The sequence below is a fragment of the Kitasatospora sp. CMC57 genome (assembly GCF_045866025.2).
Classification (GTDB): domain Bacteria; phylum Actinomycetota; class Actinomycetes; order Streptomycetales; family Streptomycetaceae; genus Kitasatospora.
Genome location: NZ_AP035881.2, coordinates 4357807 through 4380161, shown reverse-complemented (window position 1 = coordinate 4380161; position 22355 = coordinate 4357807). Strand labels below are relative to the sequence as shown.

24 protein-coding genes are annotated in these 22355 nt (G+C 72.1%); 5 read left to right on the top strand and 19 right to left on the bottom strand.

The window, feature by feature from the left end; all coding sequences use genetic code 11:
* Nucleotides 1-45: 45 nt before the first annotated feature.
* Nucleotides 46-351, bottom strand: a complete 306-nt coding sequence (gene groES / locus ACKUU6_RS19720; RefSeq protein WP_057231242.1) for a co-chaperone GroES — start codon at nt 349-351, stop codon at nt 46-48.
* A gap of 249 nt (nt 352-600) precedes the next feature.
* Here groES and ACKUU6_RS19715 point away from each other — a divergent pair, with 249 nt between their 5' ends.
* Together ACKUU6_RS19715 and ACKUU6_RS19710 are read left to right on the top strand one after the other, a co-directional pair.
* Nucleotides 601-996 (top strand): DUF6234 family protein, encoded by a 396-nt coding sequence (locus ACKUU6_RS19715; protein WP_407989882.1) that lies wholly within the window; start codon nt 601-603, stop codon nt 994-996.
* A gap of 22 nt (nt 997-1018) precedes the next feature.
* Nucleotides 1019-2191, top strand: coding sequence for a THUMP-like domain-containing protein (locus ACKUU6_RS19710; protein ID WP_407989881.1), 1173 nt, complete (start codon nt 1019-1021; stop codon nt 2189-2191).
* On the opposite strand, the gene ACKUU6_RS19705 is transcribed toward ACKUU6_RS19710, so the two are convergent.
* The 5 genes from ACKUU6_RS19705 to tsaB are packed head-to-tail and all read right to left on the bottom strand — an operon-like array spanning nt 2173 to nt 5515.
* Nucleotides 2173-3036, bottom strand: a complete 864-nt coding sequence (locus ACKUU6_RS19705) for a polysaccharide deacetylase family protein (protein ID WP_407989880.1) — start codon at nt 3034-3036, stop codon at nt 2173-2175. The two genes, ACKUU6_RS19710 and ACKUU6_RS19705, sit on opposite strands and share 19 nt — an antisense overlap.
* A 35-nt stretch (nt 3037-3071) precedes the next feature.
* Nucleotides 3072-3323, bottom strand: coding sequence for a hypothetical protein (locus ACKUU6_RS19700; protein ID WP_407989879.1), 252 nt, complete (start codon nt 3321-3323; stop codon nt 3072-3074).
* On the bottom strand, nt 3320-4399 hold the full coding sequence (tsaD, locus tag ACKUU6_RS19695) for a tRNA (adenosine(37)-N6)-threonylcarbamoyltransferase complex transferase subunit TsaD (RefSeq protein ID WP_407989878.1): 1080 nt from the start codon (nt 4397-4399) through the stop codon (nt 3320-3322). The genes ACKUU6_RS19700 and tsaD overlap by 4 nt, the downstream gene beginning before the upstream one ends.
* On the bottom strand, nt 4392-4874 hold the full coding sequence (rimI, locus tag ACKUU6_RS19690; RefSeq protein ID WP_407989877.1) for a ribosomal protein S18-alanine N-acetyltransferase: 483 nt from the start codon (nt 4872-4874) through the stop codon (nt 4392-4394). Before rimI ends, tsaD begins: the two co-directional genes overlap by 8 nt.
* Entirely contained in the window at nt 4871-5515 is a 645-nt protein-coding gene (gene tsaB, locus ACKUU6_RS19685) for a tRNA (adenosine(37)-N6)-threonylcarbamoyltransferase complex dimerization subunit type 1 TsaB (protein ID WP_407989876.1), read from the bottom strand. The genes rimI and tsaB overlap by 4 nt, the downstream gene beginning before the upstream one ends.
* Nucleotides 5516-5656: 141 nt before the next feature.
* On the opposite strand from tsaB, the gene ACKUU6_RS19680 reads away from it, so the two are divergent.
* Together ACKUU6_RS19680 and ACKUU6_RS19675 are read left to right on the top strand one after the other, a co-directional pair.
* Nucleotides 5657-6211, top strand: coding sequence for a hypothetical protein (locus ACKUU6_RS19680; protein ID WP_407989875.1), 555 nt, complete (start codon nt 5657-5659; stop codon nt 6209-6211).
* Between the two features lie 291 nt (nt 6212-6502).
* Complete coding sequence (locus ACKUU6_RS19675) at nt 6503-8080, top strand: IS1182 family transposase (protein WP_407992022.1); 1578 nt, start codon at nt 6503-6505, stop codon at nt 8078-8080.
* 40 nt (nt 8081-8120) lie between these two features.
* Here the strand turns inward: ACKUU6_RS19675 and ACKUU6_RS19670 are convergent, their stop codons facing one another.
* From ACKUU6_RS19670 to glmS, 7 genes are all read right to left on the bottom strand, one after another.
* On the bottom strand, nt 8121-8261 hold the full coding sequence (locus ACKUU6_RS19670; protein ID WP_407989874.1) for a hypothetical protein: 141 nt from the start codon (nt 8259-8261) through the stop codon (nt 8121-8123).
* A gap of 96 nt (nt 8262-8357) precedes the next feature.
* Nucleotides 8358-8852, bottom strand: a complete 495-nt coding sequence (gene tsaE / locus ACKUU6_RS19665; RefSeq protein WP_407989873.1) for a tRNA (adenosine(37)-N6)-threonylcarbamoyltransferase complex ATPase subunit type 1 TsaE — start codon at nt 8850-8852, stop codon at nt 8358-8360.
* Nucleotides 8849-9937 (bottom strand): alpha/beta fold hydrolase, encoded by a 1089-nt coding sequence (locus ACKUU6_RS19660; RefSeq protein WP_407989872.1) that lies wholly within the window; start codon nt 9935-9937, stop codon nt 8849-8851. Before ACKUU6_RS19660 ends, tsaE begins: the two co-directional genes overlap by 4 nt.
* Entirely contained in the window at nt 9931-11112 is a 1182-nt protein-coding gene (gene alr / locus ACKUU6_RS19655) for an alanine racemase (RefSeq protein WP_407989871.1), read from the bottom strand. Before alr ends, ACKUU6_RS19660 begins: the two co-directional genes overlap by 7 nt.
* A 177-nt stretch (nt 11113-11289) precedes the next feature.
* Nucleotides 11290-12735 carry an NAD(P)H-hydrate dehydratase gene (locus tag ACKUU6_RS19650; protein ID WP_407989870.1) on the bottom strand — a complete coding sequence of 482 codons (1446 nt, stop codon included), beginning with the start codon at nt 12733-12735 and terminating at the stop codon, nt 11290-11292.
* A 16-nt stretch (nt 12736-12751) separates the two neighbouring features.
* A complete protein-coding gene (locus ACKUU6_RS19645; RefSeq protein WP_407989869.1) occupies nt 12752-13120 on the bottom strand; it encodes a holo-ACP synthase in 369 nt (122 codons plus the stop codon).
* Nucleotides 13121-13331: 211 nt separating this feature from the next.
* Nucleotides 13332-15188: a glutamine--fructose-6-phosphate transaminase (isomerizing) gene (gene glmS, locus ACKUU6_RS19640; protein ID WP_407989868.1), complete on the bottom strand. Its 1857-nt coding sequence runs from the start codon at nt 15186-15188 to the stop codon at nt 13332-13334.
* An 88-nt stretch (nt 15189-15276) separates the two neighbouring features.
* Here glmS and coaA point away from each other — a divergent pair, with 88 nt between their 5' ends.
* Nucleotides 15277-16269: a type I pantothenate kinase gene (gene coaA, locus ACKUU6_RS19635; protein WP_407989867.1), complete on the top strand. Its 993-nt coding sequence runs from the start codon at nt 15277-15279 to the stop codon at nt 16267-16269.
* A 58-nt stretch (nt 16270-16327) separates the two neighbouring features.
* On the opposite strand, the gene glmM is transcribed toward coaA, so the two are convergent.
* From glmM to rplQ, 6 genes are all read right to left on the bottom strand, one after another.
* Nucleotides 16328-17695: a phosphoglucosamine mutase gene (gene glmM, locus ACKUU6_RS19630; RefSeq protein WP_407989866.1), complete on the bottom strand. Its 1368-nt coding sequence runs from the start codon at nt 17693-17695 to the stop codon at nt 16328-16330.
* Between the two features lie 178 nt (nt 17696-17873).
* The gene (rpsI, locus tag ACKUU6_RS19625) at nt 17874-18365 is read right to left on the bottom strand and encodes a 30S ribosomal protein S9 (RefSeq protein ID WP_407992170.1); all 492 of its coding nucleotides are present in this window, start codon (nt 18363-18365) and stop codon (nt 17874-17876) included.
* A gap of 57 nt (nt 18366-18422) precedes the next feature.
* The gene (rplM, locus tag ACKUU6_RS19620) at nt 18423-18866 is read right to left on the bottom strand and encodes a 50S ribosomal protein L13 (RefSeq protein ID WP_184918591.1); all 444 of its coding nucleotides are present in this window, start codon (nt 18864-18866) and stop codon (nt 18423-18425) included.
* 211 nt (nt 18867-19077) lie between these two features.
* Complete coding sequence (locus ACKUU6_RS19615; protein ID WP_407989865.1) at nt 19078-20742, bottom strand: ABC-F family ATP-binding cassette domain-containing protein; 1665 nt, start codon at nt 20740-20742, stop codon at nt 19078-19080.
* 42 nt (nt 20743-20784) lie between these two features.
* Nucleotides 20785-21687 carry a tRNA pseudouridine(38-40) synthase TruA gene (gene truA, locus ACKUU6_RS19610; RefSeq protein WP_407989864.1) on the bottom strand — a complete coding sequence of 301 codons (903 nt, stop codon included), beginning with the start codon at nt 21685-21687 and terminating at the stop codon, nt 20785-20787.
* Nucleotides 21688-21759: 72 nt separating this feature from the next.
* Nucleotides 21760-22254, bottom strand: coding sequence for a 50S ribosomal protein L17 (gene rplQ, locus ACKUU6_RS19605; protein ID WP_407989863.1), 495 nt, complete (start codon nt 22252-22254; stop codon nt 21760-21762).
* Nucleotides 22255-22355 lie beyond the last annotated feature (101 nt).

Below are 22355 nucleotides of genomic sequence, written 5' to 3'. Positions count from 1 at the left end.
GGCCCCTGTCACTGGTGACAAGAATCCGGGGCGGGCTGGTACGTCTTACTTCTCGATGATGGCGAGAACGTCGCGCGCCGAGAGGACCAGGTATTCCTCACCCTGGTACTTGACCTCGGTGCCGCCGTACTTCGAGTACAGGACGATGTCGCCGACGGCGACGTCCAGCGGGAGACGCTGGCCGTCCTCGAAGCGACCCGGACCGACGGCCAGGACGACGCCCTCCTGGGGCTTCTCCTTCGCCGTGTCCGGGATGACCAGGCCGGAGGCCGTGGTGGTCTCGGCGTCGAGCGGCTGGACCACGATGCGGTCCTCGAGCGGCTTGATGGCAACCTTGCTGCTGGCGGTCACGTCCGAGCTCCCCTTCGGAGATTACGGGGTTGTTCTTCAGGTAGGTGGCGATGAGTACGGGTCTGCCGTCGCGGGGGTCAGACTCGCTTCATCGCGTTAGCACTCACCCGGTGGGGAGTGCCAGGAACGACCATAGGCGGCCGTTAGCACTCAGTCAACCAGAGTGCCAACGGCGTGGCCCGGAGAACCGCCGGAACCGAGTACGCGTACTCATGTACGAAGCCGCCCCCGCTGGGCAGAATGGCCGCCATGCCCACTGCCAGCCACCACCCCCGGCCCGCCCTCGGGACCGACCTCGCCACGGCGTTCGGGCTCCTGGCTCTCACCGCGGCGGGCGGCTGGTACGCCTTCCTCCTGCTGGCCTTCAGGAACTGGGGCGGCCAGGAGGTCGGGCCGCAGCCGTACGACTGGACGCCGATCCTGACGATCGGTGCGCTGGCCCTCTGGCTGCTGGCCGTGACGGCGCTCGCCTGGCGCGGCCGGCTGCGGGTCACCGCCGTGCTGCACGGTCTGCTGCTGACCGGCGTGCTGCTGACCGGCGCGGCGAACTACACGTACCAGCACCGGCACGACAACGAGCAGAGGCCGGAGCCGCTGCCCTCGAACTACCAGCCCTGCTTCAGCGGCAGCGGACGGTGCAACTGATCCGGCCGGGCAGAATGAGCCCGTGGAGATCGAATCGTTCCGTGCCCTGCTGACCGACCAGGGGCAGGCGCTGCTGGCCGAGCTGCGCGAGTTCAAGCCCGGCGAGGAGCTCGCGCTGGCCACCCGGCTGCGCAGGGCGCACCCGGCGGAGCTGGTCAGTGCGGCCCTCGCGCAGGCGGCGCTGCGGCAGCGGGCCCGGGCGAAGTTCGGCGCGGACGCGGACGCCATGTACTTCACACCGAACGGGGTCGAGCAGGCCACCCGGCGCAGCGTCGCCGAGTGGCGGGCCGGGCGGTTCGCCGCGCTGGGCGTGCGGCGGCTGGCCGACCTGTGCTGCGGGATCGGCGGGGACGCGATCGCGCTGGCCCGTGCCGGGATCGCCGTGCTGGCGGTCGACCGGGACGAGCTGACCTGCGCGGTCGCCGAGGCGAACGCCGCCGCCCTGGGGCTCTCGGAGCTGATCGAGGTGCGTTGCGCGGACGTGACCGAGGTGGACGTCACCGGCTACGACGCGGTCTTCACCGACCCGGCGCGCCGTACGGCGCGCGGGCGGGTCTTCGATCCGGAGGCGTACTCCCCGCCGCTCTCCTGGGCGGTCGAGGTGGCCCGCCGCACCCCGTACGGGGCGCTCAAGGTGGCACCCGGCATCCCGCACGAGCTGGTGCCCGAGGGTGCCGAGGCGGAGTGGGTGTCGGACCACGGGGAGGTCAAGGAGGCAGTGCTCTGGTTCGGCACCGGGGCCACCGAGCCGCACCGGGCCACCCTGCTGCCGGGGTCGCACACCCTGACGGGCGGTCGCCTCCCCGACCCGGCGCCCGGGCCGGTCGGGCGCTACCTGTACGAGCCGGACGGCGCGGTGATCCGGGCCCACCAGGTGGCCGAGGTGGCTGGGCAGGTGGAGGGCCGGCTGATCGACCCGATGATCGCCTACCTGACCTCGGACCGGCTGGTCGCGACGCCGTACGCCCACGCGTACGAGCTGACCGACGTGCTGCCGTTCCAGGTCAAGCGGCTCAAGGCGCTGCTGAAGGAGCGCCGGGTCGGCACCGTGGTGATCAAGAAGCGCGGCATCGCGATCACCCCGGAGGACCTGCGCAGGCAGCTCAGGCCGAGCGGCCCGAACACCGTCACGGTGATCCTCTGCCGGACCGACCGGGGCCCGCTGATGATGCTGGGTCAGCCCGTCGGCGGCTGAACGTAGTCCTCCAGGCGCGCCACCGCGAAGCCCTGCTCCTGGATCCGGCGCAGCAGTTCGGCGAACATCTCGGTCATCGTCTCGCCCTTGAGGTCCTTGGGCCCCCGGAAGTGCGCCAGCACGATGTCACCGGGCTTGAGCTTCTTGTCGGCGGCCTGGTACTGCATGTCGTGGATCTGCATCGACTCGCGCCAGAGCACGATCGCGCGCGGGCCGCACTGCTGCACCGAGGTGTTCAGCTGCGGGGTGTGCGCGCCGTCGCCGTACGGCGGGCGGAACAGCAGCGGGGCCTTGCCGTACTGCTGGGTGAGCGCGGTCTGCGCGTCGCAGACCTCGGACTTCTGCTTCTCCGCCGACACCTTGCTGAGCTGGGCGTGGTCGGTGGTGTGGTTCTGCACGTGGTTGCCGAGCGCCTGGAGCGGCTTGAAGTAGCCGTAGTCGTCCTTGACGATGTCCCGGGTCAGGAACATCGTGATCGGGATCTTCAGGTCAGTGATCATCTCGACGAACTTCGGGTCCTTCTCGGCCCCGTCGTCGATGGTCACGAAGACCACCTTGTCCTTGGTCGGCACCTCGCTGAAGACCGGCACCGGGCCGGTGGCGGTCAGCTTGACGGGCTTGTCGGCCGGCGCGGCGGGAGCCGGCGGCAGCGCCGTCAGACCCCACTTGGCCCAGTTGCCGACCGCGCCCTGCGCCGGGGCCGAAGGGGTGGCCGACGCGGCGTCAGCCGCCTTGGCGGTACCGGGCGCAGAGGCCGGCGGAGCGGCCGGGGATCCGGTGCCTCCACTGCCGCAGCCGGCCACCAGCAGCAGGGCGAGAGCAGCCACCCCGTACGTCTTCTTCACCGTGCTCCCCGTCGTTCAGCGAACTCCCAGGAAGGCTACTCGACGTACTCGCTGGTGAACCCCCACCGATGGACGGGGCGCGCCAGCAGCTCGGCGGGCGGGTCGGCCACCGGCACCGGCTCGCCGTCCCACCAGGTGATCAGCAGCACCCGGTCCCCGGGCGCGGAGAACAGTTCGACCCGGGCCGCGCCGGGCAGCGCGGGGATGACGAACTCCCGCACCCAGGCGGAGAGTTCGCCGCCCCGGCCGTCGGCGGCCCGGGCCTCCCACATCTGCGCCAGGGTCACCGCAGCGCCTCGTGCGCGGCCGCGTGCAGGTCGGTGTGCGGGACGGAGACCTCGGTGACCGGCAGCGAGGAGTCGGCCGACAGGTCGAGGGAGGAGGGGGCGCGGTCCCGCCAGACCATCTCGGAGCCGAGCGCCGCCACCATCGCACCGTTGTCGGTGCACAGGCCGGGACGCGGCACCCGCAGGACGATGCCCGCCTTGTCGCAGCGCTGCTGGGCCATCTCGCGCAGCCGCGAGTTGGCCGCCACTCCGCCGCCGATCATCAGGTGGTCGACGCCGTTGGCCTTGCAGGCCTTGACCGCCTTGCGGGTCAGCACGTCGGTGACCGCCTCCTGGAAGGAGGCCGCCACGTCGGCGATCGGGACCGTCTCGCCCGCGCGCCGCTTGGCCTCAACCCAGCGGGCCACCGCGGTCTTCAGGCCGGAGAACGAGAAGTCGTACTCCGGGTCCTTCGGACCGCTCAGTCCGCGCGGGAACTTGATCGCCTTCGGGTCGCCGTCCCTGGCCTGACGGTCCACCACCGGCCCGCCGGGGAAGCCCAGCCCGAGCACCCGGGCCACCTTGTCGAAGGCCTCGCCCGCCGCGTCGTCGATGGTCGAGCCGAGCGGGCGGACGTCGGTGGTGATGTCCTCGCTGAGCAGCAGCGAGGAGTGGCCGCCGGAGACCAGCAGCGCCATGGTGGGCTGCGGCAAACGGCCGTGCTCCAGCTGGTCCACGCAGATGTGCGAGGCCAGGTGGTTCACCCCGTACAGCGGCTTGTCCAGCGCCCAGGCGTACGCCTTCGCGGCCGAGACGCCGACCAGCAGCGCACCGGCCAGGCCCGGGCCCGCCGTGACGGCGATGCCGTCCAGGTCGGAGCCCTTGATCCCGGCGGTGTCCAGCGCGCGCTGGATGGTCGGGACCATCGCCTCCAGGTGCGCCCGGCTGGCGATCTCCGGCACCACGCCGCCGAACCGGGCGTGGTCGTTGACGCTGGAGGCGACCGCGTCAGCCAGCAGGGTGGTGCCGCGGACGATGCCGACACCGGTCTCGTCGCAGGAGGTCTCGATACCGAGGACCAACGGTTCGTCAGCCATCGGCCGGCTCCTTGGGATTGTCGAGACGCATCACCAGTGCGTCCACGTTGGCGGGTTGGTAGTAGCCGCGGCGGATGCCGACCGGCTCGAAGCCGAAGCGTTCGTAGAGCCGCTGGGCGCGCGGGTTGTCCATCCGCACCTCCAGCAGCAGTTCGGCGCAGTGCCGCCGGGCGGCCTCGGCCACCAGGTCGGCGAGCAGCCGGGCACCGAGCCCGGCGCCCTGCTGGTCCTCGGCGACCGCGATGGTCTGCACGTCGCCCTCGGCACCGACGGCCATCAGCCCGGCGTAGCCGACGACGCCGCCGTCCTCGGCGACCGCGACCGTGTAGTGCCGGGTGCCGCCGGGGCCGGTGTCGGCCAGTTCGGACCAGTACATGCCGCGCGACCAGGCGTCCTCGGGGAAGAGCCGGTGCTCCAGTTCCATCACCGGCTCGATGTCCCACCAGCGCATCGGCCGCAGCCGGGCGGTGGTCATGCCGGGAGCACCGCCTTGTAGCCCGCGGGCACCTGGGCGTCCGGGCGGCGCAGGTAGAGCGGCACGTTGGGCAGCAACTCCCGCCCTGCGGCGAGCTCCTGGGCCGCGAAGTCGGCCAGCCAGCCGGCCGACACGTGCTCCGGCCCGGTCACCTGCGGAAAGCTCTCGGGGTACAGCAGCGCGCCCGCACCGACCGCGACCGCCTCGGCGGTCAGCTCGGCCGCCCGGCCCACCTCGGGGCCCGCCGTCCGGCGCTTGTCCGCGTCGTACGAGGCCCAGTAGACCTCCTTGCGCCGGGCGTCGGTGGCCACCGTGAACGGGCCGGTCACCTGCGCCTGGTGCGCGATCGCGTCCAGCGTGCAGACGCCGTGCACCGGCACGCCGAGCGCGTGGCCGAGGGTGGCCGCGGTGACCAGACCGACCCGCAGGCCGGTGTACGGGCCCGGGCCGACGCCGACCGCGATCCCGGTCAGCGCGTGCTTGTCCACACCCGCCTCCCGCAGCACCCGGTCGATCGAGGGCAGCAGCAGTTCCCCGTGCCGTCGGGCATCCACCTGGTGGGCCTCGGCCAGCACCTGGGTGCCGTCGTGGACGGCGGCCGTGACGGCGGGGGTGGCGGTGTCGAAAGCAAGCAGCAGCACGGAGTCAAGGTTAAGGGGTGCGCCGGGGTCGGTATTTCATACCGGGCCGGAACACACCGCCCGGACGGTCCGGACGGGGCTGCCGGACCTGGCACGATGGGCCGCACAGCACGATCGGGTACGAGCCTGGCGGGAGCAGACGTGTCACGTCCTGGAGTGGTGGTCACCGGCCTGACCCTGGCGGCCCTGGCGGCCGTCGGCCTGCTCGCCTTCCAGGCCAACGGCGCGGCCACCCGGACCCCCGTGGCCAAGCCGTCCACGAGCCCCACCGCCGCCCCGAGCCCGAGCGCCTCCGCGAGCCCCTCGGCCCCCGCCCTGCCCGGCGCCTCCGGCAGCGGCCGCCGGGTGGTCTACTCCGCGGGCAGCCACTACGTCTGGCTGGTCGACCCGAAGAAGGCCCCGCCGACCCAGTCCGCCTTCCCGGTCACCCCGGGTTCGGTGGAGCCGGTGCCCGGCAGCTACACCGTCTACAGCCGGACGGCCACCGGCACCGGCACGGACGGCCGGCAGATCGAGCACGTGGTCAGGTTCGCCCAGCAGAACAACGTGGTCTTCGGCTTCAGCGCCGCACTCGACGGCGCCACCGCGTCGGCCGACCCGAAGACGAAGACCGGCGGCATCCGCTCCGGCCGGGCCGACAGCCAGACCCTGTGGGACTTCGCACCGAACGGCACCAAGGTCGTGGTGATCCCCTAGGGCCGGTCCGGCCGACCCGAGTCCCAGGGCCTGTCTCTTGAATCCCGTCGGATCAGCGGGCGGTGTTCGGGTGCGTGCATCGGCGGTCCGGAGGAGGAAGCCTGGTGCGACGCATCGGCGACTGACGACAAGCCGTCGACTGGCCTCTCCTGCCCGATGCCGGGCAAGGAGGGCGCGTGCCCGGGCGCCGCCCGCCCGACGGGATTCAAGAGACAGGGCCTAGAAGACTGATGAAGATGTTGGGTTCTGGCCCCGTCGTGTGAGTGGTGGGGCCAGACTCGTTTTGTGGCGATGGGGGAATGGGCCGGGGAGACGGTCGGGCCGGACGTGTGGGAGACCTGCCGGGAGTTGATCCCCGTAGGGAGTGTGTTCGCGTTCCTGGCCGAGCACCGGGCCCGGCTGTTCCCGGCCGGGATGTTCGCGGACATGTACCCGTCGGCGAACGGCCGCCCGAGCATGCCGCCGCAGATCCTGGCCGCGGCGATCACGCTGCAGGCCCTGCACGGCCTGTCGGACTTCGAGACCGTGCAGGAACTGCGGTGCGACCTGCGGTGGAAGGCCGCCTGCGGGCTGGGCCTGCACGACACCGCGTTCGACTCGTCGCTGCTGGCCTACTTCCGCCGGCGGCTGGCCCGCTCGGCTCGGCCGGACCGGGTCTTCGAGGCGGTGCGGGAGGTCGTGAAGGCGACCGGTGTGCTGAAGGGCCGCCACCGAAGGGCGCTGGATTCCACCGTGCTGGACGACGCGGTCGCCACCCAGGACACCGTCACCCAGATCATCTCCGCCGTCCGCGCGGTGATCCGCGAGGTCCCCGGCGCCGATGCGGTCGCCGCGGTTCACTGCACCGCGCACGACTACCGCGATCCGGGCAAGCCCCGCGTCGCCTGGAACGATCAGCAGGCCCGGGCGGACCTGGTCGATGCGCTGGTCGGCGACGCACTCAGGTTGCTGGGCCACATGCCCGACCAGCAGCTCGGCGAGAAGGCCGCGAACGCGGTCGGTCTGCTGGCCCTGGTCGCCGGACAGGACGTCGAACCCGCCGACGACTCCGACGGCCGCGACGGCCGCTGGCGCATCTCCCAAGGGACCGCCCCGGACCGGATCGTCTCCACCGTCGACCCCGACACCCGGCACGTCCACAAGACCCGCAGCCACTACCAGGACGGATACAAGGCCCACCTCGCCGTCGAGCCCGAAACCGGCCTGTTCACCGCGGTCGCCCTCACCCCCGGGAGCGGCAGTGAGCACCACGAGGCCACCGTCGCCGTCGATCTGCTCGCCGACGAGAACGAGCCCGTGGACGCTTTCGGTGACACCGCCTACTCCACCGGCCCCACCCGCCAGGCGTTGCAGCAGGCCGGGCACCGGCTGTTCCTCAAGCCCGCCCCGCTGAGGACCGCCGTCCCGGGCGGGTTCAGCCTCGACGACTTCGCCATCGACACCACCGGCGGCACGGTGACCTGCCCGGCCGCCCACACCGTCCCCCTGGCCGAGCCGTCCGGGCAGAAGTCGCAGCGGAAGGCACAGTTCACCGATCAGTGCATCGGCTGCCCACTGCGTGAACGGTGCAGCACCGCCAAGGCCGGGCGGATCGTCACCATCCGCCCGCACCACGACCTGCTCGCAGCCGCCCGCCACCGCGCTGCCACCGACCCCGACTGGCAGGCCGCCTACCGCCGCTGGCGGCCACCCGTCGAACGCGCCGTCGCCTGGCTCGTCGCCCACGGCAACCGACGACTCCGACACACCGGCACGATCAAGAACCAGTCCTGGCTCCACACCCGTGCCGCCGCACTCAACCTGCGAACCCTCATCAACCTCGGGCTCACCCACAACGGCACGACCTGGCAAATCCAGGCCACCGCCTGACGGAGGCAGCCCGGATCACACCAAGATCTTCATCAGTCTTCTAGGCCGCTTTCCCGACCTGCGGCGCGACCGGGGCCTTCGGCGGTGTGGAGACCGCGCGGGCGGCGGCAGCGGCGGCGAGCAGGGCCCGCATGGGCGCCTGCGGCTCCGGCTGCTGTGGGGCGGGTGTCGTGCTCGACATGATGCGTCTCCCTAGTTAGGCACACCTAACCGCAGAGCCCATCCCACCACATCGGGGACCGCACCGACAACAGCTCGTCGGCACTCCGTCGGGTTCTCAGAGGGTGGCCAGCCCCGCCAGATCGACCCCGGCCCAGCGCGGGCCGATCCCGGTCAGCCGCACCTGCCGGGGATCGGCGTCGTCCTCGGCCTCGCCGCCGATCGCCCGCTCGATCCGGACCTCCAGCCGGTCGTCCGTCAACTGCTCGACCTTGCCCTCACCCCACTCGACCACCACCACCGACTCCGGCAGCGAGACGTCGAGGTCGAGGTCCTCCATCTCGTCCAGACCGCCGCCCAGTCGGTACGCGTCCACGTGCACCAGCGCAGGTCCCCCGCTCAGCGAGGGGTGCACCCGGGCGATCACGAAGGTCGGCGAGGTGACCGCGCCGCGCACCCCGAGGCCCTCGCCGAGCCCCCGGGTCAGCGTGGTCTTGCCCGCGCCCAGCTCCCCGGAGAGCAGCACCAGGTCACCCGGGCGCAGTACGTCGGCCAGGGCCCGCCCGAGCCGGTTCATCCGTTCGGGGGTCTCGACTGTGATCACCGCGGTCACTCCTTCGCTCCGGCGGCGGCCAGCAGCTCCGTCAGGTGACGGTCCACCAGCTCCGGCCGCTCCAACATCACCAGGTGCCCCGCGTCCGGCACCAGGACCAGCTCCGCGCCCAGCAGCTCCGCCGCGATCGCCTCGCTGTACTCGGGCGGGGTCAGCAGGTCCTTCATCCCGGCCAGCACCAGGGCGGGCCGCCCGGCCATCGCCGCCAGCGCGGCCAGCTTGTCGTGGGTACTGAACGCCGGGTAGAACTCGGCCACCACGTCGAACGGCGTGGCGTCCAGCATCTGCTCGGCGAACCGGGACACCGCGGGGTCGACATCCGGGCTCCCGAACGAGTACCGCCGGTACAACACCGCCGTGACGTCCGCACCGAGCCGCCGGCCCGCCTCCACCAGGGCGGCCTGACGGCCCAGCAGCTTCACCACGCCGGGTGCCAACCGCTTCACCGGCTTCGCCAGGGCGGCGGGGAGGCCCAGCGTGACGGCGTCCCAGCCCGCGGCCAGGGTGCCGACCAGCGCCACTCCGGCCACCCGGTCCCGGAACAGCTCCGGGTGCCGCTCGGCCAGCGCCATCACGGTCATGCCGCCCATCGAGTGCCCGACCAGCACCAGCGGCCCGGTCGGCGCGACGGCGTCCAGCACCGCCTTCAGGTCGGCGCCCAGCAGCTCTATGCTCGCGGGCTCCCCGGCCAGGAACGAGCGCGAGCGCTCGGACCGGCCGTGGCTGCGCTGGTCCCAGAACACCAGCCGGGCGCTGTCGCGCAGCGCGGCGCGCTGGAAGTGCCAGCTGTCCTGGTTCAGGCAGTACCCGTGGCTGAACACCACCGTGAGCGGCGCGTCCTCGACCCCGTCGAGCTCGATGTACAGCTCCGTCCCGTCGGCGGCCGCCACCGTCACTGGACGGCCGCGCAGCGATCCGTACGGCGCGGCGGCGTCCAGCTCCTCCCGGGCCCGGCGCCGGGTCGCCCGGCCCACCGTCAGCCGCTCCACCGCCACGCCGGCCGCCGCACCGGCGGCCAGCAGGCCGACCGATATCCCGATCAGTCCGGCGGCCCGGCCCACACCTGGCGTCTTCTCGGTCACCACGACGCCCCCAGGTACCGGCGCGGCACCCGGGTGCCGATCCGGGTGACGATCTCGTACGAGATGGTGCCGCAGGCCCGGCCCCAGTCCTCGGCGGTCGGCTCGCCGTGCTCCCCGTTGCCGAACAGCCGCACCTCGTCGCCCACCCCGGCGGTGTCCCCGCCGAGGTCGATCACGAACTGGTCCATCGCCACCCGGCCGGCCACCGTGTACCACTTGCCGCCGACCTGTACCGGGCCGCTGCCGCTGGCGTGCCGGGGGATGCCGTCCGCGTAGCCGACGGGCACCAGGCCGAGCGTGGTCTCGCCCGAAGTCGTGTAGTGGTGTCCGTAGCTGACGCCGTGTCCGCCCGGGACGTGCTTCACCAGGGCCAGCCGGGCGGTCAGCGCCATCACCGGACGCAGCCCGAAGTCCGCCGGACCGCCGACCTCGGGCACCGGGGAGAGCCCGTACATCGCCAGGCCGGGCCGGACCAGGTCGTAGTACGACTCGGGGAGCAGCAGGGTCGCGGGCGAGTTCGCCAGGTGCCGCACCTCGGGGCGCAGCCCGGCCCGCTCGGCGACGGCCAGCGCCTCGGCGAAGCCGTCCAGCTGGAGCCTGATCGACGGGTGTCCCGGCTCGTCGGCGGCCGCGAAGTGCGACCAGAGGCCGACCACCTGGACCAGGCCCTCGGCCTCGGCCGCCCGGGCCGCCGCCACCAGGTCCGGCCAGTCCCGGGGCTGGCAGCCGTTCCGGCCCAGACCGGTGTCGGCCTTCAGGTGCACCCTGGCCTGGATGCCGGTCTCCCGGACGGCGGCGAGCAGCTCGTCCATCGCCCACCGGCCGCTGACCGAGATGTCGATCCCGGCCCGCACGGCCTCCGCCCACGGTCCGCCCGGCGTCCACAGCCAGCAGAGCACCCGGGCCTGGTCCGCCCCGATCCCCGCCGCCCGCAGCGCGAGCGCCTCCTCCGGCGTCGCGGTCCCCAACCACCGGGTACCGGCCGCCACCGCCTCCCGGGCACAGCTGACCGCGCCGTGGCCGTAGGCGTCCGCCTTGACCACGGCCATCAGCTCGGGGCCGTGGGTGCGCTCCCGCAACGCAGCGAGGTTCCCGCGCAGGGCGGCCAGATCGATGGTCGCCTCGGCGCGGACCCCCTCGGTGAGCAGGGTCGTCCCGGTCGTGTTCGCAGTCGTCATCGCGTATCAGTCTCCCAGACCGACCCATAACCACCTGCCAGGGGCACACGCCTGGGCCCGGGAAACTGCGCAGCCGCGTGGGCGGCACCGACCTTCGGCACGGGACCGCAGCCTCAGTGGCCGGGCGCGTCCGGCTGAACCCGCACGCCGGGGACGGTCAGCCGCGCCCGCCGTGGGTCACTCCCTGTCCGGCCCCGGGGTCGTCGGTCCCACCCGCCGGAGCGCCGCCGCCACGTCCAGCGCGGTGATCGGGGCACCCTCCTCCGCCGCGTGCCGCCCGGCGAGCCCGTGCAGGTACGCGGCGACCGAGGCGGCGTCGAAGGGCGCGAGGCCCGCCGCCAGCAGCGAGCCGAGCAGGCCCGCCAGGACGTCGCCGCTGCCCGCCGTCGCCAGCCAGGAGGTGCCGGTCGGGTTGACCCGGCACCGGCCTTCGGGGTCGGCGACCACCGTGGTCGAGCCCTTGAGCAGGACCGTCGCCCCGTACAGCTCCGCCAGCCTCCGCGCCGTGGCCAGCCGCGCGGCGGCCAGCGCACTCGCGTCCGGCGGCGCCTCCCCCGTGGCCCCCGCGAGCAGCCGGGCCGCCTCGCCCGTGTGCGGGGTGAGCACCAGCGGTACGTCCGCTCCCGGCCCCCGGCGGGCCAGCTCGGTCAGCCCGTCCGCGTCGACCAGCACCGGGACCCCCGCCGCCAGTGCCTGGTCCAGCAGCGGCCCCACCCGGTCGCCGCCACCGGGCCCGACCACCCATGCCTGCACCCGCCCGGCCGCCGCCAACTCCCCCTCGCTGACCAGCACCTCGGGGAACCGTCGCACCACCTCACCCGCCGCCGACCCCACGTACCGGACCGCGCCCGCGCCGCCCCGCAGGGCCCCCGCCACCGCAAGCACCGCCGCACCGGGGTACTTCGCCGACCCGGCCGCGACCCCGACCACACCCCGCCGGTACTTGTCGCTCTCCGCGCCGGGCACCGGCAGCAGTAGCCGTACGTCCGGCTCCTGAAGGGCCGTCACCGCCGCCTCCGGCAACTCGATGCCGATCTCCACCAGGTGCACCGCCCCGGCGTACGAGGCGCCCGGATCGACCAGCAGGCCCGGCTTGTACGTACCGAAACAGACCGTCACATCGGCCCGCAGCGCCGCCCCGGCCACCTCACCCGTCCCGGCGTCCACCCCGCTCGGGACGTCCACCGCGACCACCGTGCCCCGCCGCTCCATCGCGGCCAACCCGGCCGCCTCGGGCCGCAGGCCACCCCGGCCACCGATGCCGACGATCCCGTCCAGCACCAGGTCCGCCGTCGTGAACTCGCCCTGTTCCGCCGTCACCCGCCCGCCGGCCGCCCGCAGCGCCGCCAGGCCGCCCGCGTGCGCCCGCTCCGGTGACAGCAGCACCGCCCGGACCCTGGCCCCTCGCCGGGCCAGCAGTGCGCCGGCATAGAGCGCGTCGCCCCCGTTGTCGCCGCTCCCGGCCAGCACCAACACCCGGCTCCCGTACACCCGGCCCAGCAGCCGGACGCAGACGGCGGCCAGGCCGTACGCCGCCCGCTGCATCAGCGTGCCCTCGGGCAGCCGGGCCATCGCCTCGGCCTCCGCCGTACGTACCTGTTCCACCGTATGGGCGTACCGCATGCGACAACCTCCGGGCTCAGCCTTCCGCGATCACCACGGCCGACGCTACGCCCGCATCATGACTCAGGGACACATGCCACGACCTGACGCCCAGTTCGGCCGCCCGCGCCGCCACCGTCCCACGCACCGTCAGCAACGGCCGGCCGGACTCCGCGACCTCCACCTCGGCGTCGGTCCAGCGCATCCCGCCGGGCGCCCCGAGCGCCTTGGCCAGCGCCTCCTTCGCCGCGAACCGCGCCGCCAGCGAGGCCGCCCCCCGCCGCTCCCCGCTGGGCAGCAGCAGCTCCCCCGGCGTGAAGAGCCGCTCCGCCATCCCGGGCGTCCGCTCGAGCGCCGCCCCGAACCGCTCGATCTCCGCCACGTCGATCCCGACCCCGACAATCACCGCGACCCGCTCCTCTCCCTCGCTGCCCGGACCTTACGGCACCCCTTCGAGCGAGAACCGCTTCGATCCCCTCCGGGTACCGGCCCGCGCTCCTACCCTCTCGTACAGACCGCACCCACCAGGAGGGAGAAGGGCCATGGTCGCCTTCTCGTTCGCCCTCGACACCGCTCCCCTGCGGTGGCGAACCCGCAGGGGAGCAGTGCCCCCGGCCCTACTCGACCGTGACGGACTTGGCGAGGTTGCGGGGCTGGTCGACCTCGTGGCCCTTGGCCGTCGCCAGCTCGCAGGCGAAGACCTGGAGCGGCACGGTCGAGACCAGCGGCTGGAGCAGCACCGGGGTGACCGGGATGCGGATCAGGTGGTCGGCGTACGGGGCCACGGCCTCGTCGCCTTCCTCGGCGATCACGATGGTGCGTGCGCCGCGGGCGCGGATCTCCTGGATGTTGGAGACGATCTTGTCGTGCAGGATCGAGCGGCCGCGCGGTGAGGGCACCACCACGACGACGGGCAGGCCCTCCTCGATCAGGGCGATCGGGCCGTGCTTGAGCTCGCCGGCGGCGAAGCCCTCGGCGTGCATGTACGCCAGCTCCTTGAGCTTGAGCGCACCCTCCAGCGCGACCGGGTAGCCGACGTGGCGGCCGAGGAAGAGCACCGACTTGGCGTCCGCCAGCGAGCGGGCCAGCTCACGGACCGGCTCCATCGTCAGCAGCACCTGCTCAAGCTGCTTGGGGGCCTCGCGGAGCTCCCGGATCACGCCCTGGATCTCGTCGCCCCACTTGGTGCCGCGCACCTGGCCCAGGTAGAGGGCAACCAGGTAGCAGGCGACGAGCTGGGTGAGGAACGCCTTGGTGGAGGCGACCGCGACCTCGGGGCCCGCGTGGGTGTACAGCACCGCGTCGGACTCGCGGGGGATGGTGGAGCCGTTGGTGTTGCAGATCGCCAGCACCTTCGCGCCCTGCTCACGCGCGTGCCGCAGCGCCATCAGGGTGTCCATCGTCTCGCCGGACTGCGAGATCGCGATGACCAGCGTCCGCTCGTCCAGGATCGGGTCCCGGTAGCGGAACTCGCTCGCGACCTCCACCTCGCACGGGATCCGCGTCCAGTGCTCGATCGCGTACTTGGCGATCATCCCGGCGTGGAACGCGGTACCGCACGCGACGATCACCACCTTCTCCACCTGCCGCAACTGCGCGTCCGAGATCCGCAGCTCGTCCAGCGTCAGCTGACCGTCCGCCCCGATCCGCCCCAGCAGCGTGTCCGCCACCGCCTTCGGCTGCTCGGCGATCTCCTTCAGCATGAAGTAGTCGTAACCGCCCTTCTCCGCCGCCGACGCGTCCCAGTCCACGTGGTACTCCCGCACCTGGGCCACAGCACCGTCGAAGTCGGTGACCGTCACCGACTCCGCGCGCAGCTCCACCACCTGGTCCTGCCCCAGCTCCACCGCCTCCCGCGTGTGGGCGATGAACGCCGCCACGTCCGAGGCGAGGAAGTTCTCCCCCACGCCACGCCCGACCACCAACGGCGAGTTCCGCCGCGCACCGACCACCACACCCGGCTGGTCCGCGTGCACCGCCACCAGGGTGAACGCACCGTCCAGCTGACGGCACACCACCCGCATCGCCTCCGCCAGGTCACCGGCGAACGCCTCACCCAGCAGATGGGCGACAACCTCCGTGTCGGTCTCCGAACGGAGCGTGTGGCCCCGCTCCGCGAGCTCCGCCCGCAGCTGCGCGAAGTTCTCGATGATGCCGTTGTGCACCACCGCCACCCGCCGCGCGTCGTCCAGGTGGGGGTGGGCGTTGGCGTCCGTCGGACCACCGTGGGTGGCCCACCGGGTGTGGCCGATCCCGGAGGTCCCGGCAGGGAGAGGGGTCTCCGCCAACGCCTTCTCCAGATTGACCAGCTTGCCCGCGCGCTTGTCCGTGGCGAGGCTCCACTGCCCGTCCGCGCCCTGTGTCTGGACGGCCACACCGGCGGAGTCGTACCCCCGGTATTCGAGCCGTCGCAGACCTTCGATCACTACGTTCTGGGCCGCAAGGGGACCCACATAACCTACGATTCCGCACATCGCGCCAGGATATCCGCGCACCTGCGACTCCCCCGCCACCCCCTGGTGACCGACACCACAGCACCCCGAACCCCCGGAACGGCCCACAATGGACCACGTGCTGACCGAACTCTGTACGAGGGGCGCCCCCGCGACGCCCACCCCCTCCCCGTACGTGGATCTGGACCGGGCCGAGTGGAGCGCCCTCCGGGAGCGCACCCCGATGCCGCTGACCGCCGAGGAGGTGGAGAAGCTGCGTGGCCTGGGCACCGCCCTCGACCTGGACGAGGTGCGGGACGTCTACCTGCCGTTGTCCCGGCTGCTGAACCTCTACATCCACGCCACCCACGAGCTGCGCAGCACCGTCGGGACGTTCCTGGACACGCCCGACACCGAGCGCACCCGCACCCCGTTCGTGATCGGTGTGGCCGGCTCGGTGGCGGTCGGCAAGTCCACCACCGCCCGTCTGCTGAAGGCCCTGCTGGCCCGCTGGCCGGAGCACCCCCGGGTCGAGCTGGTCACCACCGACGGCTTCCTGCTCCCCAACGCCGAGCTCCGCCGCCGGGGCCTGATGGCCCGCAAGGGCTTCCCCGAGTCGTACGACCGCCGGGCGCTGATGCGCTTCGTGGCGGACGTGAAGGCGGGCAAGGACCTGGTCACCGCACCGGTCTACTCGCACCTGGTCTACGACATCGTGCCGGACCAGCGCCTCACCGTGGAGCGCCCCGACATCCTGATCGTCGAGGGGCTGAACGTGCTGCAGCCCGCGCTGCCCGGCACCGACGGCCGCACCAGGCTCGCGGTCGCCGACTACTTCGACTTCTCGATCTACGTCGACGCCCGCACCGACGACATCGAGAGCTGGTACCTGTCCCGGTTCAAGAAGCTGCGGGACACCGCCTTCCAGGACCCGAACTCCTACTTCCGCCGCTTCACCGAGGTGCCGGAGGAGGAGGCGATGGAGTACGGCCGCCAGGTCTGGCGCACCATCAACAAGCCCAACCTGGTGGAGAACGTGCTGCCCACCCGGGGCCGGGCCACCCTGGTGCTCCAGAAGGGCGCCGACCACAAGGTCCGCCGGGCCCTGCTGCGCAAGCTCTGAAAACGCCTCAGGCGCCCCTCGGCGAGGGGCGCCTGACGCGTGTTCAGTCCGCGAGGTCTCAGCCCAGGTGGGTACGGACCGCCGTGGCCAGCCGCTCGCAGACCGCCTGCGCCTGCACCTGGTCGGCGGCCTCGACCATCACCCGGACCAGCGGCTCGGTCCCGGACGGGCGCAGCAGCACCCGGCCGGTGGCACCGAGCTCGGCCTCGGCCTCGGCGACGGCGGCGGCCAGCTCGGGCGAGCTGGTCACCCGGCTCCGGTCGACGCCCTTGACGTTGATCAGCAGCTGCGGCAGCCGGGTCATCACGGCGGCCAGGTCGGCCAGCGGCTGCTTGGTGGCGGCCAGCCGGGCGCCGAGCATCAGGCCGGTCAGCGTGCCGTCGCCGGTGGTCGCGTGGTCCAGCAGGATCACGTGCCCGGACTGCTCGCCGCCGAGCGCGAAGCCGTGCTGCTTCATCTCCTCCAGCACGTACCGGTCGCCGACCGCGGTCTGCACCAGCTCGATGCCCTCGCGCTCCATCGCCAGCTTGAAGCCGAGGTTGGACATCACGGTGGCCACCGCGGTTCCCCCGCGCAGCGTGCCGGCCTCCTTCATGGCGACCGCCAGGATGGCCAGGATCTGGTCGCCGTCCACCTCGTTGCCGTCCGCGTCGGCGGCCAGGCAGCGGTCGGCGTCGCCGTCCAGGGCGATGCCCAGGTCGGCCTTGTGCTCCCGCATCGCGACCCGGAGCTTGTCCAGGTGGGTGGAGCCGACGCCGTCATTGATGTTCAGGCCGTTCGGCTCGGCGCCGAGCGTGTAGACCACCTCGGCCCCGGCCCGGGCGAACGCCTCGGGGGCGACCCGGGCCGCCGCACCGTGCGCGCCGTCGATGACAACCTTCACACCGTCGAGGCGGTTCGGCAGCACGGCGACCAGGTGCGCGACGTACCGGTCGAAGCCCTCGGTGTACTGCCGGACCCGGCCGACCGCCGCGCCCGTGGGGCGCTGCCAGTCCTCGTTCGAGCCGACGCCGTAGCGGTGGTAGTGCGCCTCGATCGCGTCCTCGATCGCGTCGTCCAGCTTGTGGCCGCCGCGGGCCAGGAACTTGATGCCGTTGTCGGGCATCGCGTTGTGACTGGCCGACAGCATCACGCCGAAGTCCGCGCCGAGCGCCCCGGTGAGGTACGCCACGGCGGGGGTGGGCAGGACGCCGACCCGCAGTACGTCCACGCCTGCGCTGGCCAGGCCCGCGATCACGGCGGCCTCCAGGAACTCCCCGGACGCCCGGGGGTCGCGCCCGACCACGGCGACCGGCCGGTGGCCGTCGAAGGCCCCCGCGTCACCGAGCACATGGGCCGCGGCCACCGAGAGCCCGAGGGCCAGCTCGGCCGTCAGGGTCTGGTTGGCCACACCGCGCACGCCGTCCGTACCGAAGAGTCGTCCCACAGTTTCCGTCCTCCATCGCCGTTCCACAGGCAAGAAATCTCTCGCGGCTCCCCTGCCTCCGCACAGGCGTACGGGGAGAAAAAACACGACACCCCGGAGCACACGGGGTGCTCCGGGGTGTCCAGCACACCCCGGGGGTGCGAAACCATCGAGATGGTACGCCCCCCGGTGGAGGTGCTTAGCGCTTGCTGTACTGCGGGGCCTTACGGGCCTTCTTGAGACCGGCCTTCTTGCGCTCGACGGCACGCGCGTCACGCATCAGGAAACCGGCCTTCTTGAGCGCGGCGCGGTTGTTGTCCACGTCCGCCTCGTTCAGCGCACGGGCGACGCCGAGGCGCAGCGCGTAGGCCTGACCGGAGACGCCGCCACCCGAGATGCGGGCGACAACGTCGTAACGGCCGTCGAGCTCAAGGAGCTTGAAGGGCTCGTTCACGGTCTGCTGGTGCACCTTGTTGGGGAAGTAGTTCTCCAGGGTGCGACCGTTGATCTTCCACTTGCCGGTGCCCGGAACGATCCGGACGCGGGCAATGGCCTCCTTGCGACGGCCGAGGCCGGCGCCGGGGATGGCCTCGCCGAAACGGCCGGCCAGCGACTCGGAGGTGTAGCTCTCCTCGGAGGTGAACTCTTCGACGTTGTTCTCGTCGAAGTCGACCTCAAGGGTGTTCTCGATGGCAGTCTCGGCCACGGTGTTCCTCAGCTTCTCAGTGATGGGGCTTGGTGGCCGGAATTACTGCGCGACCTGGGTGATCTCGAACGGCACCGGCTGCTGCGCAGCGTGCGGGTGCTGGTCGCCCGAGTAGACCTTCAGCTTGGAGAGCATCTGGCGGCCCAGGCTGTTCTTGGGGATCATGCCCTTGATGGCCTTCTCGACGGCCTTCTCCGGGTTCTTGTCCAGGAGGTCGTCGTAGCGGACCGAGCGGAGACCGCCCGGGAAGCCGCTGTGGCGGTACGCCATCTTCTGGGTCTTCTTGTTACCAGACAGGTGCACCTTGTCCGCGTTGATGATGATGACGAAGTCACCAGTGTCAACGTGCGGCGCGTAGATCGCCTTGTGCTTGCCCCGGAGGAGGTTGGCGGCCTGGGAGGCCAGGCGGCCGAGCACGACGTCTTGCGCGTCGATGACGTGCCACTGACGCTGGACGTCGCCGGGCTTGGGGCTGTACGTACGCACGGTCGTAGCCTTCGCTTTTCAGTGAGTGAGTCCTGACAGGAGCACCCGGACGAGAGATCAGCCTGGTCCCGCTTGGACGCAATTCAAGGGGGAGCCGCTGGTCATCGGCCTGGGTATCTCCGGCGTACCGACCTCTCACGTGAGATGGAGCGAGCCAATACGCACAACAAGGGCCCAGCCTACCGGGCAGCTCCGTACGGGTCAAAAACGGTCACCTGTCGCGCTGCACGCGGGTCTCGTCCCAGACCGGTTCGGAGGACTCGTAGACCCTTCCGTCGGCGCCGAACACGAGGAAACGGTCGAAGGTCTTGGCGAACCAGCGGTCGTGGGTGACACACAGCACAGTGCCGTCGAAGGCCTCCAGGCCCTGCTGGAGCGCCTCGGCGCTCTCCAGGTCCAGGTTGTCCGTCGGCTCGTCCAGCAGCAGCGCGGTGACGCCGGTGAGCTCCAGCTTGAGGATCATCAGCCGGGCCTGCTGGCCACCGGAGAGCGACTCGAACTTCTGCTCCTCCTGCCGGTCCAGCTCGTACCGGCGCAGCGCGCCCATCGCGGCGCCGCGGCTGAGCGCGTGCTCCTCCTCGATGATCGACCTGACGGTCCGTCCGAGCAGCTCGGGGTGGGCGTGGGTCTGCCGGAAGTGGCCCGGCACCACCCGGGCGCCGAGCCGGAACGAGCCGTCGTGCTTGACCGTGTCGTCGCCCGCCAGCAGCCGCAGGAAGTGCGACTTGCCCGAGCCGTTCGAGCCGAGCACGCCGACCCGCTCGCCGTAGAAGACCTCCAGGTCGAAGGGCTTCATCAGGCCGGTCAGTTCGAGCTGCTCGATGGTCAGCGCCCGGACGCCCGTCCGGGCGCCCTTGAGCCGCATGGTGATGTTCTGCTCGCGCGGCGGCTCCTCCGGCCGGCCCGCCTCCTCGAACTTCTTCAGACGGGTCTGCGCGGCCGCGTACCGGGTGGCCAGCGCATGGCTGATCGAGGCGGCCTGACGGAGGTTCACCACCAGCTTCTTCAGCTTGGCGTGCTCCTCGTCCCAACGGCGGCCCAGCTCCTCGAAGCGCTCGAAGCGCTCCTTGCGGGCGTCGTGGAACGACTCGAAGCCGCCACCGTGCACCCAGACGCTGCTGCCACCGCCGCCGAAACCGGTCTCGACGCTGATGATCTTGTCGGCGGCCCGGGACAGCAGCTCCCGGTCGTGTGAGATGAACAACACGGTCTTCGGAGTGGCCCGGATCGCCTCCTCCAGCCAGCGCTTGCCCGGTACGTCGAGGTAGTTGTCCGGCTCGTCGAGGAGCAGCACCTCCTCGGGGCCGCGTAGCAGCGCCTCCAGCACCAGCCGCTTCTGCTCGCCGCCGGAGAGCGTGTTCAGGCCGCGGAACTGGGCCCGGTCGAACGGCATCCCCAGCGCCGCCGTGGTGCAGACGTCCCAGACCGTCTCGTAGTCGTAGCCGTCCGCGTCGGCCCAGTCCGAGAGCGCCTGGGCGTAAGCCATCTGCGACTTCTCGTCGTCCTGCGCCATCATCGCCAGCTCGGCCGCGTCCACCGCCTTGGCGGCGACCGCGATCCGCGGCGGGGCCACCGAGACCAGCAGGTCCCGGACGGAGGCGTCGGCGGCCAGCGCCCCCGGCGTCTCCCGCTGGTCCTCGCGGCCGGTCGTCCCGACGAACTGGCGCATCACGCCCAGCCCGCCGCTGACCGTCACCGAGCCGCCGTGCGGCTGGGTGTCCCCCGCGATCATGCGCAGCAACGTGGTCTTACCGGCCCCGTTGGCCCCCACCAACGCGACGGCCGACCCCTCGCCGACCCGGAAGGACGCGTCGTCGAAGAGCACCCGTCCGTCCGGCAGGTAGTACTCCAGGTGCGAAATCTCGACGTGTCCCATGCCTGGAATTGTGCCAAGGCCAGGGCAGTCGACCCAAACCGTTTAGCCGACCGCTCCCGGCAGCGTCCGCAAGCGCCGGGAGATCCGGTTCCGCTCCGCGAGCTGGTCGTCGGCCGGGTAGCCGACCTCCTCCAGCGTCAGTCCGTGCGGACGGATCACGTTGACCGCGGAGTTGCGGACCCCGCCGGCCAGCACCTCGCCGGGGAACTCCACCGGCCGGTGCCCGTCGCCGACCAGGAGCATCGCCCCCACCAGCGCCCGCACCATGTTGTGGCAGAACGCGTCGGCCCGCACCGTGGCGACCGCCAGCGACCCCTCCTGGGCCGCGTACGGATCGATCGCCACCCGGTCCCACCGCAGTTCGAGCAGCGTCCTGATGGTGGTCGCGCCCTCGCGCTTCTTGCAGTACGCCGCGAAGTCGTGCTCGCCGATCAGCAGCCGCGCCGCCTCGTTCATCCGGTCGACGTCCACCGGCCGGTCGTGCCAGAGCACGTGCCCCCGGAGCATCGGGTCCACCCCGCCCTGATGGTCGGCCACCCGGTAGGCGTACCGGCGCCAGATCGCGGCGAAGCGGGCGTCGAAGCCCGACGGCGCCTCGGTGATCCGGTACACCCGTACGTCGGCCGGCAGCCGTCCGGCCAGCCGCCGCAGCAGCTTCTCGCCGTGCTCGGCCCACAACTCGACCGGCAGGTCGACGTGCGCGACCTGGCCCCTCGCGTGCACCCCGGCGTCGGTCCGGCCCGCCACCGTGAGCGGGAAGAGCTCCGCGCTGCGGGTGACGATCTGCAGCGCGCTCTCGATCTCCTCCTGCACCGTGCGCCGCCCGCGCTGGCGGGCCCAGCCGGAGAACTCGGCGCCCTGGTAGGCGAGGTCGAGCCGGATCCGGACGTGGCCGTCCGCCGGACCGTCCTTGGCCGGGGGCTGCTCGGCACAGTCGTTCAGCACATCCACTCCAGGAAAGAAGGAACGGGCCCGCCTCCCCAACGGGAAGCGGGCCCGAACGAACACCTCAAGGCGTCAGGCCTTGTCGGCCTCGACCTCGTCGGCGACGACCTCGGTCTCGGCGGCCTCGGTGGCCTCGACCTTGGCGTCGGCCTCCTTGACGGCACGCTTGGTGGCCGCCTCGGCCTCGCCGACCGCGTTCTGCGCGACGGTGAGGGCCTCGACCAGCTCGATCACGGCCATCGGGGCGTTGTCGCCACGACGGGGACCGATCTTGGTGATACGGGTGTAACCACCCGGGCGGTTCTCGTAGCGCGGCGCGATCTCGGTGAAGAGGGTGTGCAGCACGGAGACGTCGGTGATCGTCTTGCGGACGATGCGACGGTTGTGGATGTCGCCGACCTTCGCCTTCGTGATGAGGCGCTCGGCCAGCGGGCGCATCCGACGGGCCTTGGCCTCGGTCGTGGTGATGCGGCCGTACTGGAACAGCTCGCGGCACAGGCCGGCGAGCAGCAGCGGCTCGTGGTGCGGGCCGCCGCCGAGGCGGGCACCCTTCGTGGGACGGGGCATGATTGCTCCTCAAATCTCCGAACCCGGCCGTATCAGGTACCGGGACGGGCGCCCGGGCACTGTTGCCCGGACGGCTTTCTTGCATCGAACAGGGGCGACCC